The organism is Arthrobacter sp. AOP29-A2-19 (assembly GCF_058138025.1).
On record NZ_CM176894.1, the window covers coordinates 2,968,811 to 2,982,545 of the forward strand.

General features: G+C 68.2%; 11 protein-coding genes. 3 read left to right on the forward strand and 8 right to left on the reverse strand.

The genetic code is table 11. The features are described from left to right. Together AC3ZJJ_RS13685 and AC3ZJJ_RS13690 are read right to left on the reverse strand one after the other, a co-directional pair. Window positions 1-1,449 carry a carboxylesterase family protein gene (locus AC3ZJJ_RS13685; RefSeq protein WP_489892365.1) on the reverse strand — a complete coding sequence of 483 codons (1,449 nt, stop codon included), beginning with the start codon at window positions 1,447-1,449 and terminating at the stop codon, window positions 1-3. Window position 1,450: 1 nt separating this feature from the next. Beyond that, window positions 1,451-3,436: a flavin-containing monooxygenase gene (locus tag AC3ZJJ_RS13690; RefSeq protein WP_489892366.1), complete on the reverse strand. Its 1,986-nt coding sequence runs from the start codon at window positions 3,434-3,436 to the stop codon at window positions 1,451-1,453. A gap of 169 nt (window positions 3,437-3,605) precedes the next feature. On the opposite strand from AC3ZJJ_RS13690, the gene AC3ZJJ_RS13695 reads away from it, so the two are divergent. Further along, window positions 3,606-4,298 (forward strand): GntR family transcriptional regulator, encoded by a 693-nt coding sequence (locus AC3ZJJ_RS13695; protein WP_489892367.1) that lies wholly within the window; start codon window positions 3,606-3,608, stop codon window positions 4,296-4,298. A gap of 33 nt (window positions 4,299-4,331) precedes the next feature. On the opposite strand, the gene AC3ZJJ_RS13700 is transcribed toward AC3ZJJ_RS13695, so the two are convergent. The 4 genes from AC3ZJJ_RS13700 to AC3ZJJ_RS13715 are packed head-to-tail and all read right to left on the reverse strand — an operon-like array spanning window position 4,332 to window position 7,835. After that, window positions 4,332-5,138, reverse strand: coding sequence for an ABC transporter ATP-binding protein (locus AC3ZJJ_RS13700; protein ID WP_489892368.1), 807 nt, complete (start codon window positions 5,136-5,138; stop codon window positions 4,332-4,334). A gap of 35 nt (window positions 5,139-5,173) precedes the next feature. Then, complete coding sequence (locus AC3ZJJ_RS13705; protein WP_489892369.1) at window positions 5,174-6,010, reverse strand: ABC transporter permease; 837 nt, start codon at window positions 6,008-6,010, stop codon at window positions 5,174-5,176. After that, window positions 6,003-6,782, reverse strand: coding sequence for an ABC transporter permease (locus AC3ZJJ_RS13710; RefSeq protein WP_489892370.1), 780 nt, complete (start codon window positions 6,780-6,782; stop codon window positions 6,003-6,005). The genes AC3ZJJ_RS13705 and AC3ZJJ_RS13710 overlap by 8 nt, the downstream gene beginning before the upstream one ends. 30 nt (window positions 6,783-6,812) lie before the next feature. Continuing rightward, on the reverse strand, window positions 6,813-7,835 hold the full coding sequence (locus tag AC3ZJJ_RS13715; protein WP_489892371.1) for an ABC transporter substrate-binding protein: 1,023 nt from the start codon (window positions 7,833-7,835) through the stop codon (window positions 6,813-6,815). A gap of 215 nt (window positions 7,836-8,050) precedes the next feature. Here AC3ZJJ_RS13715 and AC3ZJJ_RS13720 point away from each other — a divergent pair, with 215 nt between their 5' ends. Continuing rightward, window positions 8,051-9,553 carry an aldehyde dehydrogenase family protein gene (locus tag AC3ZJJ_RS13720; RefSeq protein WP_489892372.1) on the forward strand — a complete coding sequence of 501 codons (1,503 nt, stop codon included), beginning with the start codon at window positions 8,051-8,053 and terminating at the stop codon, window positions 9,551-9,553. Window positions 9,554-9,620: 67 nt separating this feature from the next. Here AC3ZJJ_RS13720 and AC3ZJJ_RS13725 read toward each other — a convergent pair whose 3' ends face one another. Then, a complete protein-coding gene (locus AC3ZJJ_RS13725) occupies window positions 9,621-11,180 on the reverse strand; it encodes an FAD-binding oxidoreductase (protein ID WP_489892373.1) in 1,560 nt (519 codons plus the stop codon). A 148-nt stretch (window positions 11,181-11,328) separates the two neighbouring features. On the opposite strand from AC3ZJJ_RS13725, the gene AC3ZJJ_RS13730 reads away from it, so the two are divergent. Then, a complete protein-coding gene (locus tag AC3ZJJ_RS13730) occupies window positions 11,329-12,279 on the forward strand; it encodes a LysR family transcriptional regulator (RefSeq protein ID WP_489892374.1) in 951 nt (316 codons plus the stop codon). Here AC3ZJJ_RS13730 and AC3ZJJ_RS13735 read toward each other — a convergent pair. Continuing rightward, a complete protein-coding gene (locus AC3ZJJ_RS13735) occupies window positions 12,276-13,589 on the reverse strand; it encodes an NtaA/DmoA family FMN-dependent monooxygenase (protein ID WP_489892375.1) in 1,314 nt (437 codons plus the stop codon). The genes AC3ZJJ_RS13730 and AC3ZJJ_RS13735 overlap by 4 nt on opposite strands. Between the last annotated feature and the right edge of the window lie 146 nt (window positions 13,590-13,735).

Below are 13,735 nucleotides of genomic sequence, written 5' to 3' on the forward strand. Positions count from 1 at the left end.
TTATGGCTGGCGGCGGGGCGACAACCCGGTCTCGGGGACCGCGGTTGCCGTCCCGCCGGCGGTCAGCCGAAGCATCCGCGGCCGCGCCGGGTCGAAGACCGGCGCGGGCATCCCGTCGGCGGTTAACGCGACCCCCGAGCGAACGAAGCCCAGCAGCAGGGCGCGCAGGTCCGCGCCGACCGCCTCGAGCACGTCCCCGTCGAGTCCCTGGAGCATCGGGGCGTCGGCCCAGTCGGCGGGGTTGCCAAAGAGGAACGGCAACTCGAAGTTGTGGGCGGATCCGGCGCCCTCCAACGGGCTCCGCACGGAGAACCGGAGCAGCGTCGCGGCAATTCCGGCACCGTGGGACGCCGCCGCCAGCTCGGTGGCCGCCAGCCGGAACTCGTGCAGGCTCATGGCCTCGGCCATGCGCGCGTGCTGCGTGGCCCCGGGGAGGCGCTCGTCGATGGCCCGGGCGGCCGCGGCGGGGTCCGCGAAACGCGACGCGATGAAGCCGGCCGCCATCTCTGGCGAGACGGCCGGGACGGGCAGCCCGTGCAGCATCGCGGCGGCCTCGTCATCGTTTGAGTTGAGCAGGATGCCGTCAACGTGCAGCCGCGGCGCCGCCGCCCGGAAGTCGCCGAGGTCCGCGGGGACCAGGACGCCGTCGGCGACCGGCTGCAGGCCCAGCCCGCGGCCCGCGTAGGCGCGGGACACCGCGCCCTGGGCGGCCAGAATCGCTCCCCTGTCCGCCGTCGCCGGATCGGTCCCGAGCGCGCCGCGGAAGATGGCCGCCCGCTCGCCGGCCTCCAAGGCGGTCAGCGGCGGCTGGAACGGCAGGCTGAACAGGGCGGCACGGCGGAACAGACCGCGCGCCGGTTCGGCCTGCGCCAGCGCGAAGGCGATCCACGCGCCGGCGGACTGTCCCGCGAGGGTCACCGCGCCGGGGTCTCCCCCGAACGCGGCAATGTTTCCGTGGACCCAGCGCAGTGCCTGCAGCACGTCGGCGATGCCGCGGTTCTCCAGGCCGTCGCCGGCGACGAGCCCCAGCGCCCCGAGTCGGTAGTTGACCGTCACGACCACCACGCCACCCTCGCGGGACAGCCGTTCCCCGTCGTACCAGCCCACCGTCCCCGCGCCGCTCACGTAGGCGCCTCCGGGGAGGAACACAAGGACCGGCGCGTTGCGGGCGGCCTCCGGTGCCCAGACGTTCAGCTGGAAGGCGTCCTCGTGCTGCGGCATGCGCGAGAGCGCGGTCCCCAGCAGCCAGTCCATGGATCCTGGAGCCTGCGGGAACGCCGCCGGCGCGTCCTGCAGGGGACGCGGAGGGTCCGCCAGAGCGGAGAACCTGTCGCGCGGGTCCCGGCGCACGCCGTAGCGGACGCCGGCCGCGTGGACGACGCCGCCGCGCACCGTCGCGGCGTACGCCGGCAGGGTTCCGGTGGCGCCGGCGGTGCTGTCGCGGCCCACGCTAGGAGAGCTCGTTGTAGTCGTCGAGCTTTACCTCGCGGGTGATCTTCCAGTAGTCCAGCACCGGGAAGGGCCAGATCTGGGAGACGCGGCCGAACTTGTTCTTGTACCAGGTGTTCACGCTGGGGTGGCCCCAGGCCTTCCGTGCGTTCGCGGCGTCCAGGTCGCGGACAAACCCGTCCAGCACCTCTTGCTTCAGGTCGATGGCCTTGAGGTTCTTCTCGAACAGCAGGCGGAAGGCCTCGAGCGTGTACTCGATGGCGCTCTCCATCATGGTGAACAGGCTGCCGTTGACCACGTGGCCGGTGTTCGGGCCCGTCAGGATGAACAGGTTCGGGAAGTTTGGAACGGTGATGCCGGCGTACGCCTTCGCGTCCCCTCCCCAGTACTCGTGGAGGTCCCGGCCGTTCAGCCCCGCGACCCGCAGCGGCTCGAGGAACTCGGACGCATGGAAACCGGTGGCGTAGATGATCATGTCCACCTCGTGGAAGACGCCGTCGGCGTCAACGATTCCCGTCTCCGTCATCCGCTCCATGCCGCTGGTGACCAGCGTGGTCTGCGGCTTCTTCAGCGACTCCGCCCACACGCCGTTGTCGCGCAGCATGCGCTTGCCGCCCACGATGTAGTCGGGAGTGACCTTGGCGAGCAGGTCCGGCCGGTCCTGGTACTGGGCCTGGAGCAGCCGGGTCAGTTCCCGGCGCACGCGCTCGTTGATGTCGGAAACGCTGCCGGGGGTGTCCCAGCCGTCCTGAACGTTCATGGTGTGCTGGCGGCCCTCGACACCGAGCCAGTACTGCCAGAAGCGCATCCACTGGCCGTAGTGCGGCAGGTGCGCCACGAGCCACTTCACGGAATCGGACATGTCGTCGTAGTAGCCGTTGGTGGGCAGCATCCACGGCGAGCTGCGCTGGAAGATGGTGAGCGACTCCACCTGGTCGACGACGGCGGGGACGATTTGGTACGCGCTGGCGCCGGTGCCGATGACGGCGACCCGCTTGCCCGTCACGTCGACGCTGTTGTCCCACTCCGCGGAGTGCATGTGGATGCCGGCGAAGTCCCCGCGGCCGGCAACCTCGGGGAACTTCGGGCGGTCAAGCTGGCCAACGGCGGAGACGACGGCGTCGAAGCGCCGGGTGGACGGCTTGCCGTCGACGAGCATGTCCACGTCCCACATGCCGGCCGCCTCGTCGAAGCGTGCGGCCGTGACCTCGGTGCCGTACTGGATGTTGGGCTCGATCCCGCCGCGCCGGGCCACCTCGCAGGTGTAGGCGTGGATCTCGGGACCCTCGGAGAACTGCTGCGGCCAGTCGTCGCGCTGCGCGAAGGAGAAGCTGTAGGCGTAGTTGGGGGTGTCCAGCCGGACGCCCGGGTAAGTGTTTTTCCACCAGGTGCCGCCGACGGCGTGGCCCTTCTCGAAGACCGTGTACGGGATGTTCGCCTGGCCGAACCGGTAGGCGGCGGCCATGCCGGAAACTCCGGAGCCGATGATGGCCACACTGAAGTCCCGGCCGGCGGAGACCTCGCGGTAGTCCCACGCGGGTTTGCCGCTCTTGCCCTCCACGAGGGCCATGTCGTGCATCAGGAACGGGTGGTACTCGGGATTGGCGGCGTTCGTGATCCATTCGAGCACCGTCGTCGCCTCCCCCTCGTCCAGGGTCTGGACGCTGGTCAGCCCCTCGTCGCGAACCCGCCGCAACGCGGCGAACGCCAGCTCGCGGGCCTCGGCCTGCGCCTCCTGGTCCATTCCGCCGTGCGGTTCGCCGATGGTGTCGGCGGGGGGCTGCGGCGGCCGGAGGTCCCCGCGCAGCATGGAGAAGTCGCGAGTCACCGCGGCGAGCGCCACCAGGAGCGCCGGCAGGTCGCTTGTCTCCACGATGTGGCGGAGGAACCGGTCGTCCTCCGTGATGGGCTGGTATTCGTCGCGCCAATAGAGGTCGTCGACGACGCTGTCCTGCGTGGTCTGAACTGCGGTGGGGGAAGCGGTCACGGAGTTCTCCTGGGGATGGGGTGGTGCGGAGCCGGAAGGGTGGCCAGCGGCCGGCGCGCGGCGCCGGACGGGGGGGCAAACCCGGCCTCTGGGCTTTCCCCAATCGTAGTTCCGGAATTGCATAAGTCAACAGATAAAATATTCTCTGTCGCTGGTTACAATTATGCACATGTCGAAAAGAACTGATTCCGAGACGCTCAGCACCCACATCCGCGACGCGCTGCGCAACGACATCCTCTCGGGTCACTGGGAGCCCGGGGCCAAGCTGCAGCTGACCGCGCTCTCCGAGCACTACCAGACCAGCAGCACGGTGATCCGCGAGGCGTTGACCCGCCTTGTCGGCGACCGCCTGGTGGTCCTCAAGCCCAACCGCGGCTTCTTCGTCCCCGTCCTGTCGCTCGCGGAGCTGACTGATATCACGGAACTGCGCTGCGTCAACGAGGAGTTCGGCGTCCGGCTGGCACTGGAGCGCGGCGACCTCGCCTGGGAGTCCGAGCTCATGGCCTCCCACCACACGCTGGAGCGCACGCCCTACCGGACCGGCGAGGACGACCAGCTCACCGACGACTGGGTACGCGCCCACCAGGCATTCCACGAGAAGCTGCTGCAGGCGTGCGGCGTGCCGACCCTGATCGACCTGACGTGCACACTCTCCGACCTGACGCAGCTCTACAACCGCTGGGCCGGAAGCGCCACGCGGTTCGTGAACCGCGACGTGGCACAGGAACACCGCGAGATTCTCGACGCCGCCCTCAAGCGCGACGCGAAGAAGGCCGCGAAGCTGCTCCGCGCGCACTACGAGACCACACTGAAGGCCATCCACAAGGCCGGAATCGCCGAGGCGCCGGCCGCCCACGGCTGACCGGCGCCACGTCCCAGGCGGGGTTTGCGGTTCCTAGTGCTTGCGCAGCCGGATGAGGATGCGGGCGCGTGCCTCGGCGAAGCGCGGATCGGCCTTGGTCTGAACCTGGTCGCGCTCGTCCCCGAAGCCCGTCTCGATGACGTCGACGACGGTCGCCGGCTTCTCGGCAATGACCACCACCTTGTCCGCCAGGTAGACCGCCTCGTCGATGTCGTGCGTGACCAGGATGATCGTGACGCCGAGGTTCTTCTGCAGGTCGATCACGAGGTCCTCGAGGTCGAACCGCGTCTGCGCGTCGACGGACGCGAAGGGCTCGTCCATCAGCAGCACCTTGGCGTTGTAGGCCAGCGCGCGCGCCATGGCCACGCGCTGCTGCATGCCGCCGGACATCTCCCACGGGTACTTGTCCCCCTGGCCCTCCAAGCCGACGGCCTTGAGGTTCCTGTCCGCCAGCGCGTTCCGCTCAGCCTTGCCCATGCCCTTGCCCTGAAGCGGGAAGGCCACGTTCTCGCGGGTGTTCATCCACGGCATCAACGAGCGGCTGTAGTCCTGGAAGACCACGGCCAGGTCCGGGTGCGGCCCGGAGACCTGGTGCCCGTTGACCGTGATGGTCCCGGCCTTGGGCCGCAACAGGCCGGAGAGGCAACGCAGGAGCGTGGTCTTGCCGACGCCGGACGGGCCGACGATCGAGACGAATTCGCCGGCGGCGACGTCGAGGTCCAGGTTTTCCAGGATCTTGTTCTCGTTGGGGCCGGTGCCGTAGCTCATGCTCATGCCCCGGACCTGCATCAGTGCCTGTGCGGTGGACGTTTCGGGCGCGGAGGTTGCCTCGACGGTCATGGGGGCTCCTAGGGATTCCGTGGGGATGGGGTGGCTCATTTCGCGCCCGACTTGAAGTACCAGCGCAGGATGCGCCGCTCGCACACGATGAACAGCAGGGACAGGACGTAGCCGATCACGCCGACAAACAGCGCCCCGGCCCAGGTTTCCGCGATCTTGAACGTCGCGGACGAGTTGAGGATGTAGAAGCCGAGCCCCCTGGTGGCCGCGAAGAGTTCACTGACCACCATGACGGTGATGCCGATCGGCAGGGCCACCCGGACGCCGGCGACGATCTGCGGGAGCGCGGCGGGCAGCACGACCTTGCGGAAGTGGAGCCCCTGGGGGATGCGGTAGACCTTGGAGAACTTGCGGATCGTCGGCTCCACGCCCAGCACGCCGTCGATGGTGTTCAAGAGGACCGGCCACATGCAGGCGAACGCGATCGTATAGATCTTCGGGCCCTGGCCGATGCCGAAGGCGCCGATGATCAGCGGCACCAGTGCCGCCTGCGGAATCGAGCGGAAGAAGTGCAGGATCGGATCGACGACGTTGCGCACGCGCGGCATCTCCCCGATGACGATTCCGAGCACGATGCCGACGACGATCGCCAGGAACAGGCCGCCCGCCAGGTTGGAGAGGCTGTAGAGGGCGCCGTCGAGCAGGACCCCGTTGCCGAGGTCGCGCCAGAGCACCACCAGGATCTCCCTCAGCGAGGGGATGAAGAAGTTGGTGCTCCGCTCGGAGGCGAACCACCAGATGACCAGCAGCAGCGCGATGATCCATGTGCGGTCGATGATCTGCACGGCCGGCGAGCGCCGCTCGCGCACCCGCTTTGCGCGCCCGCCGCGCCCGTCCTTGACGGGTCGCTTGTCCAGTACGGTGCTAGTCATTGGTTTGCCTGTTCCACTTGAGGAACCTGGCCTCGATGGCCTGCAGGCCGAGCGCGATGCCCCAGCCGATCAGTCCCGCGAAGAACAGGTATGCGAAGGCCTGGTCCCAATCCTGCGACTCCTGGGCCAGGGTGATCTGGCGTCCGATCCCGGGCGCCTGGCTGAGCACCTCCACGCCGACCGCGACGAGGATCGCGATCGATGCGGAGATGCGCACGCCGGTGGCGATGAACGGCAGGGCGCCGGGCAGGAGCACGCGGCGGAACCAGAGGCCCTTGGGGATGCGGAAGACCCGGATGGTGTCCACGACCGCAGCCTCCTGCCGGCGCGCGCCGTAGATGGTCTGCACCAGCACCGGCCACAGGCAGGACAGCGACACCACCACGATCTCCATTCTGGTGTTGGAGCCCAGCAGCATGATGACCACGGGCATCAGGGCCAGGACCGGGAAGGAGCGCCCGAAGTCGATGAGAATCGACGACGACCGGTCCAGGTAGGGAATGGAGCCCACGAGCAGGCCCAGAAGGACGCCCACCCCCACCGCGATCAGCCACCCGCCGAGGGCCGCCGTCATCGTCTTGGCGATGGCGGCCCAGAACACGCCCGAGCCGAGGACATCGACGATGGCCCGGAAGATTTCCGGCACGTCCGGCGCCATCGATGGCATCGTGCCGCTCAGGATGACGAGCTGCCAGATGCCGACCAGGGCGGCGATGGCGAGCAGCCGCTGGAGCAGGAGCGCAGGGTCCAGCCGTTGTGATTGTGTTTTCATGGTTTCCTTCGCTGGTGCGCGGGCTTCCGGCTACTTGGTCGCCTCGGCGGAATCGCGGCGCGGCGCCTTGTCCCACAGCAGCTCTTCCGCGGACACGGGATCGGCGACGAGTTCGAACTTCTGGATGGCGTCGATGCCGGCCTGGGCCTCGGCCATGTTGATCGCAACGGAGGCGGGGACGTACTTGGTGCCGACCTCGTCGATGTCCTTCTTGTTCACCTGGGCGGTGACGGCGCGCACGTCGTCCAGGTTGGACTCCTCGGAATAGAAGTCCACGGACTTCTCCATGGCCGCGAGGAACTTCTCCGCCGTGGCGCCGTTGGTCTCGAGCCACTGGTCAGTGGCACTCCAGACGGTCACCGGGGCGTTGGCCTGGTACTCCAGCACCGGGTTGGCGATCACCGGGTAGCCGGCCTTCTTCATCTGATGGTAGAAGGAGTCCGCCGGCACAACGGCGTCGACCGTCTTCTGCTCCAGCGCCGCCTCCATGCCGGAGTACGGGATCGCCACCTCGGTGACGTCCTCGAGCCCGATGCCGCTGGCCTCCAGCGCCTGCAGGACCGGGATGTCGCCGCCGGACTTGACGCCCTGGACGCCGATGACCTTGCCCTTCAAATCCGCCACGGACTTGATGCCCGAGTCCTCCCGGACCATCACGCCGGAGTTGGAGTCGACGGGATCCACGATCCCGTTGCCGCCGACGACGGCGATGGGCACACCCTGCGAGGCCGACGTCGCCATGTTGATCCACGAGCCGATCACGATGTCCTGCTCGCCGCTGACGGCCATGGCCACCATGGCGGCCGGGTCCGCGCCCATGGTGATGGTGACGTCGAGCCCCGCCTCCTCGAAGTAGCCCTTCTCCTTCGCCAGGTAAGCGGTCTCGAAATGGATCGGCGCCACCGAGATCTTCAACGGCACGAGTCCGCCGTCGCCCGCGGCCGCGCCGGCGTCGGCGGTGCCGCCACAGGCCGTTACCCCGAACAGCGAGAATCCGAGCAGTGCTGCGGCGACGGCGGTGCGGCGTGCGGTAAAGCGCTTCTGGTTGTTCATGTGGTGCCTCCTCGTTGAGGTGCTTGGTCCCGCCCGGAACGGGGGCGGGGCGGTCGCTGGGATGGGTGTGGAGCGGTCTGGGGCCCGAGACGGACTCGGACAGGAAATGCATTATTTGAAAACAATGTATCTTCCGTAGCGCTTTGTGGCAACAGTCACATAATGTTTATCTCGGCCCGCATTCGTTGGCCGCTCCGCCCCATGGAAAGAAGCCGATGACCACCACGCCACTGACACGCCCCGCCGACGCTTCCCGACCCGTCCTGTTGGACCGTCCGCTCCGCCTGCTGATCGGCGGGGAATGGGCGGAGGGGACGGCCGAGCCCTTGGAGATCCTCGATCCTTCGACCGGTAGGCGCCTCGCCGAATCGGCGTCCGCGTCGGCCGCGGACGTGGACCGTGCGGTGGCCTCGGCCCGCCGCGCGTTTGATGCGGGCCCCTGGGCCACCATGGCCCCCTCGCAGCGGGCGCGCCTGCTCGTCCGGCTGGCCGACGCCATGGAGGACAACCTCGAGGACCTGGCCGTCCTCGAATCGCTGAACTGCGGCAAGCCGATCGGCGTGACGCGGAACTTCGAGATCCCCGGCGCGATCGAGGCCTTCAGGTACAACGCGGGGTGGGCGACCAAGCTCAACGGCGAGACCCGCGACGTGTCCCTGCCCGGAACCTGGCACGCGTTCACGCTTCGGCAGGCGATCGGCGTCGTCGGCCTCATCGTTCCCTGGAACGCCCCGCTGGCCATCACGGCCTCGAAGATGGCCGCGGCGCTGGCAGCCGGCTGCACCGTGGTGCTCAAGCCGGCCGAGCTCACGCCGCTGACGGCGGTGCGCCTGGGCGAGCTCGTCCTCGAGGCGGGCTTCCCGCCCGGCGTCGTCAACGTGGTCCAGGGCCTGGGTCCCGTGGCGGGGCAGCGCCTGGCCGACCACCCGGACGTCGACAAGATCTCCTTCACCGGCTCCACCGCCGTGGGCAAGCGGTTACTGGCTTCCTGCGCGGGGAACCTCAAGCGGGTATCCCTGGAACTCGGCGGGAAGTCGCCGGTGGTGGTCTACCCGGACGCCGACCTGGAGCGCGCCATCCCGGGCGCCGCCATGGGCATCTTCGGGAACACCGGGCAGATCTGTGCCGCCGGTTCCCGGCTCTACGTCCACGACGCCGTGGCGGACGAGGTAGTTGCGGGCATCGCCGCCATGGCGGAGAAGCTGGTGGTGGGTCCGGGGATGGGGGCGGGAACACAGCTGGGCCCGGTCATTTCCGAGGTGCAGCGCCAGCGGATCCTGGACTATGTGGCCAGCGGCCGCGAGGAGGGAGCCGACGTTGTCACCGGCGGCGCAGGGATGGACGGAGACGGCTTCTTTGTCCAGCCGACCGTCCTGCGCCACACCACCGCGCGGATGCGGGTGGTGCGCGAGGAGGTCTTCGGGCCGGTCCTCAGCGTGTCCACCTTCGGCGACCAAGACTCCGTTTCCGACGTCCTGGCGCGCGCCAACGACACCGACTACGGCCTCTCCTCCACCATCTGGACGCGGGACATCTCCCGGGCGCTTCGGTTCGCGCGCGGCATCAAGGCGGGCAACGTGAGGGTGAACGCATCCGCCGGCATGGACGCCAACATGCCTTTCGGCGGCTTCAAGCAGTCGGGCTGGGGCAAGGAGAACGGGCGCGAGGGCGTGGAGGCGTACACGGAGACGAAGTCCGTGGCCGTCAACATCGGCTAGGCCGCGTCGACGAACACAAATCGGCGCCGCACACGAACCGGATCGTGTGCGGCGCCGTCGGGGCCCACTACGCGCCTGCGACGACCGAACGGTACTTGGCGGGCCACACTCCCTGCTTGCCCGGGGACAGGATGCCCTTGGGATCCACCGCGTCCTTGAGAACCTCCTGGAACCGGCGCAGCGCGTTGTCGTTGAAGTCGAACCCGTCGGCGATGGTGTCCATGTAGTCCACGTGGCTGCGGTAGGGGGCATAGCCGCGGAGCCGGGCCGCCCGCAGCAGCTTGCCGTACAGCTCCCGTGCGCGGGCCAGCATCTCCTCGTTGCCGTTCTCGAAGAAGATCATGGTCACGTGCACCATGTGCCGCGGATACAGGTGGTAGCCGATGTACAGGTCGAAGCCGTACTCCTTGTACAGGGCCTTCGCCTCCTGGTAGAACTCCCAGACCGCGTGGCCTCGCGCCGGAAGGATGGGGGCGGCGTCGATGTGCCCGCCGTTTTCCGCCGCCCACGCCACTGTCTCCAGCGGCTTGAGGGTGGGCACTCCGGCCATCTGGGTGCGGTCCATCGGCGCGATGTCCTCGTAGGCCACCTGGGCGCCGTCGGCCCCCTCGTAGGCGCGGGCCCTGACGGTGAACCCCTCCAGGCCGGCGAACCGCTCGCGGATGATCTCCAGCCGGCGCTCCGCGAGCCCCTTGTCGCCGTAGATGGCGAACTTCGCGTTCCACTGGCCGATGCCCATCTCCTGGCGCATCTCCTCCAGCCTCTCGTCCGGGATGGACCCCTCTCCGTCGTACCAGCGCGAGCGCGGGCCGTTCATGGTCGCGGCGCGCACCACGTTCCCGCAGAGCGCGTTGTTCTGGATGATGTCCTCGCGGCGAAGCTGGGTGAGGATGTCGATCAGCAGGGGCATGTCCTCCTCGCGCTCCACCACCACGTCGCCGTTGATGTACACGTCCGGCCACGGCATCAGCCACAGGCCCACCTTCGTGGCGACGCCGAGGTTGGACTGGGTGAACAGCCCGTCCAGGGTGGGCCCGAACCCGCCCTGGAAGACCGGCCCCAGCTCCGTGCCCTCCATGGCCCACATGCCGGTCCGCAGCAGGTCGCCGTCGGGCAGCACCACCTCCACGCCGCACAGGCTCTTGACGTGGTCGCCCATGGGCGTCATGCCGTAGCCGCGGTCCAGCATGTTGCCGAGCACCGAGCCCCAGCCCAGCGCCGGGACGGACATCCACAGCTTGAGGCCGCGCTCCTTGATGTGCTCGAAGAGGTCGAAGAAAGTCACGCCCGGCTCGACGACGGCGTAGTTCAGCTCGTCGTTCACCTCGATGATCCTGTTCATGCGACTCAGGTCCAGTGCCACCATGTCCCCGCCGCGCGGCTCGGGTCCCCCGTAGCCGAGGTTCTTGCCGCGGGAGAACGTCCACAGCGCGACCTCCAGCTCGTTCGCCAGCCGCACCACCTCCCGGACCTCCTCGACGCTTCCGGGCCGGACGCCGGGCCACTTTCCGCGGCCGGCCACCAGCGGATACGGATCGATGTACCCGGCGTCGACGCCGGGCACAACAACGTTCTCGGCGCCGACGATCAGCGCTGCTCTCTCCAGGAATGCGGTGCGGCTGTCCATCACTTCACGTCTCTCTTCGGGGAATGGCTCCGGCGGTCCGGAGGGGTGCTACTCCGGCGCTAGGTTGCGGTCTTCTTTCCAGCATGACAACGGGAGGCGTTCAAGTAAACAGCCGTTTTTTGGAGTCGGTGTTCAGTAGAATTGACGTATGGACATTGTCTTGAATCCACGGATCACCCTGCGCCAAGTGCTCCACTTCGTGGTGGCCGCGGAGGCTGGAACCATGAGCGAGGCCGCCAGGCGCCTGCACATGGCGCCCTCCGCCATCTCGATGTCGATCGCCGAGCTGGAGCGGATCGTCGGTGCCCAGCTGTGCATCAAGCGGAAGTCCAAGGGGCTCACGCTGACGTCCACGGGCTCCGCGGTGTTCCGGCAGGGCAGGCAGCTGCTGGACATGGCGGACGAAATCGCCTCCCTGTCCAGGGGCGACCGCGCCGACATCCGCGGACCGCTGACGGTGGGGTGCTACATGACGCTGGCGCCCACCACGATCCCGCCGATGCTCGCGGCCTTCGCGGAGCAGTGCCCCCACGTGGAGGTGGACTTCGTCGAGGCGTACCACGAGGAGCTGCAGGAGCGCCTGCTGGCCGGATCCCTCGACGCCGCGTTCGTCTACGACATGGACGTGTCGCCGGCCCTGAGGTCCGCTCCCCTGTTCTCCGTGGACCCCTACATGCTGCTGCCCGGGAAACATCCCCTGGCGGAGGCCGCTTCGGTGTCGCTGCAGGACCTGGCCGCCGAGCCGTTCATCTTCTTCGACGCGCCACCGATCTCCACGCGGGTGCTCGAGATGTTCCGGGACGCCGGCCTGGCCGCGCCGGGCATCGCCCACCGTTCGCGCAGCTACGCCACCGTGCGTTCCCTGGTGGCGTCCGGCCGCGGGGTGTCCGTCCTCTTCCAGCACCCCGAGCTCGAGGCGCCCTACGAGGCGCTCGGCGTGGTCCTCAAGCGGGTCACGGACCCGATTGTGACCGCCCGGGCGCAGGCCACGGTGTCGCTGGTGTGGGCCGGAAGCATGCGGCTCAGCGCGCGCGCCCAGGCGTGGGTCGACGTCGCGGCCGAACACTTCGACGCGACGCCGCCCCCGCCCGGAGGCTAGGCTCCGGGGCGGGACAGCCCGAGGTTCTCGCGCAGCGTGGTCCCCTCGTACTCGGAGCGGAAGTAACCGCGGCTCTGCAGTTCGGGCACCAGCTTGTCGCAGATGAGCTTGAAGCCCCCGGGGTTGAACGGGGCGTTGAGGTTGAAGCCGTCGCAGGCCTTGGAATCGAACCAGTCCACCATGCGGTCCGCGACCTGGCTGGCCGTGCCCGCCATCCACTGGTGACCGGTGGACCGCGCCAGGTCCACGATCAGCTCGCGCAGGGTCATGCCCATATCCACGCTCTTCTTGCGGTAGATCTGGTAGCGGCTGCCCAGCTTCGGGTCGTCGGAGAACCAGTCCGCGGGGATCCGGTCGTCGAACTCGAGTTCACCCAGGTCCATCTTCAGGTCCGCGGCCACCTGCGTGCGGCCGTTCTCCAAGTGCACGTGGTTGGCCAGCTCGTCCGCGAGGTCGTTGGCCTCCTTCTCGGTGTCGCCGAGGATCGGCAGGATGCCGGGGACGACCTTGGTGTCGTCCGGGTTGCGGCCCTTCGCTGCTGCCATCGCCTTGAACTTGGCGTAGAACTCGATGGACGGTTCCTTGAACGGCTGGGCGGTGTAGATGCCGTCGGCCACCGAGGAGCCGAGGTCCATGCCCGGACCGGACGATCCGGCCTGGACCAGGACGGGGCGGCCCTGCGGCGAGCGGGGCATGTTGATGGGGCCCTGGACAGAGAAGAATTCGCCCTGATGGTTGATCGCCCGCAGCTTTGAGCGGTCGACGTACTCGCTGTTCTCCTTGTCCACGATGACGGCGTCGTCGCCCCAGCTGTCCCACAGCTTCTGGACGACATCGACGAACTCGGTGGCGCGGCGGTAACGGACGGCCGGATCGGGAACGTCGGCCACGCCGTAGTTCTGGAACCCGTCCGACGACGTCACGATGTTCCAGCCGGCCCGCCCGTTGGACATGTGGTCCAGCCCGCAGAGCTGGCGGGCCACGTTGTACGGCTCGGAGAAGGAGGTTGACATGGTCCCGATGAGGCCGATGTTCTTCGTCCGGCCGGCGAGGGCGGCCAGCACGGTCATGGGCTCGTAGAAGCCGTTCATCTTGATGTCGCCGCGGAGGACGGTGTTCGCATGGACAATGTCCCCAAAGAAGACGGCGTCCAGCTTGGCCGCCTCGGCCATCAGCGTCAGGTCGGACACGAAGTCCAGGTTCCCGAGCTCGTCCGCGCGACTGTCCGGCATGCGCCAGCTGTCCTTGTGGTAGCCGGCCGGCAGCATAAACGTGGTGAGCACCATGTGCTTCTTGGGCTTCAAGCTCATTGTCTGGTTCCTTTCGGGGGTGATTCCCTCAATCCTCACAGCCACCGCTTCTCCAGTAAACAAGCAGTTTACGATGCCTACTGTCAGAAAAATTGACGTATCGCGTTTGGAGGAACGGTGACGGCCCGCCTCTCCCTTGCGGGTGG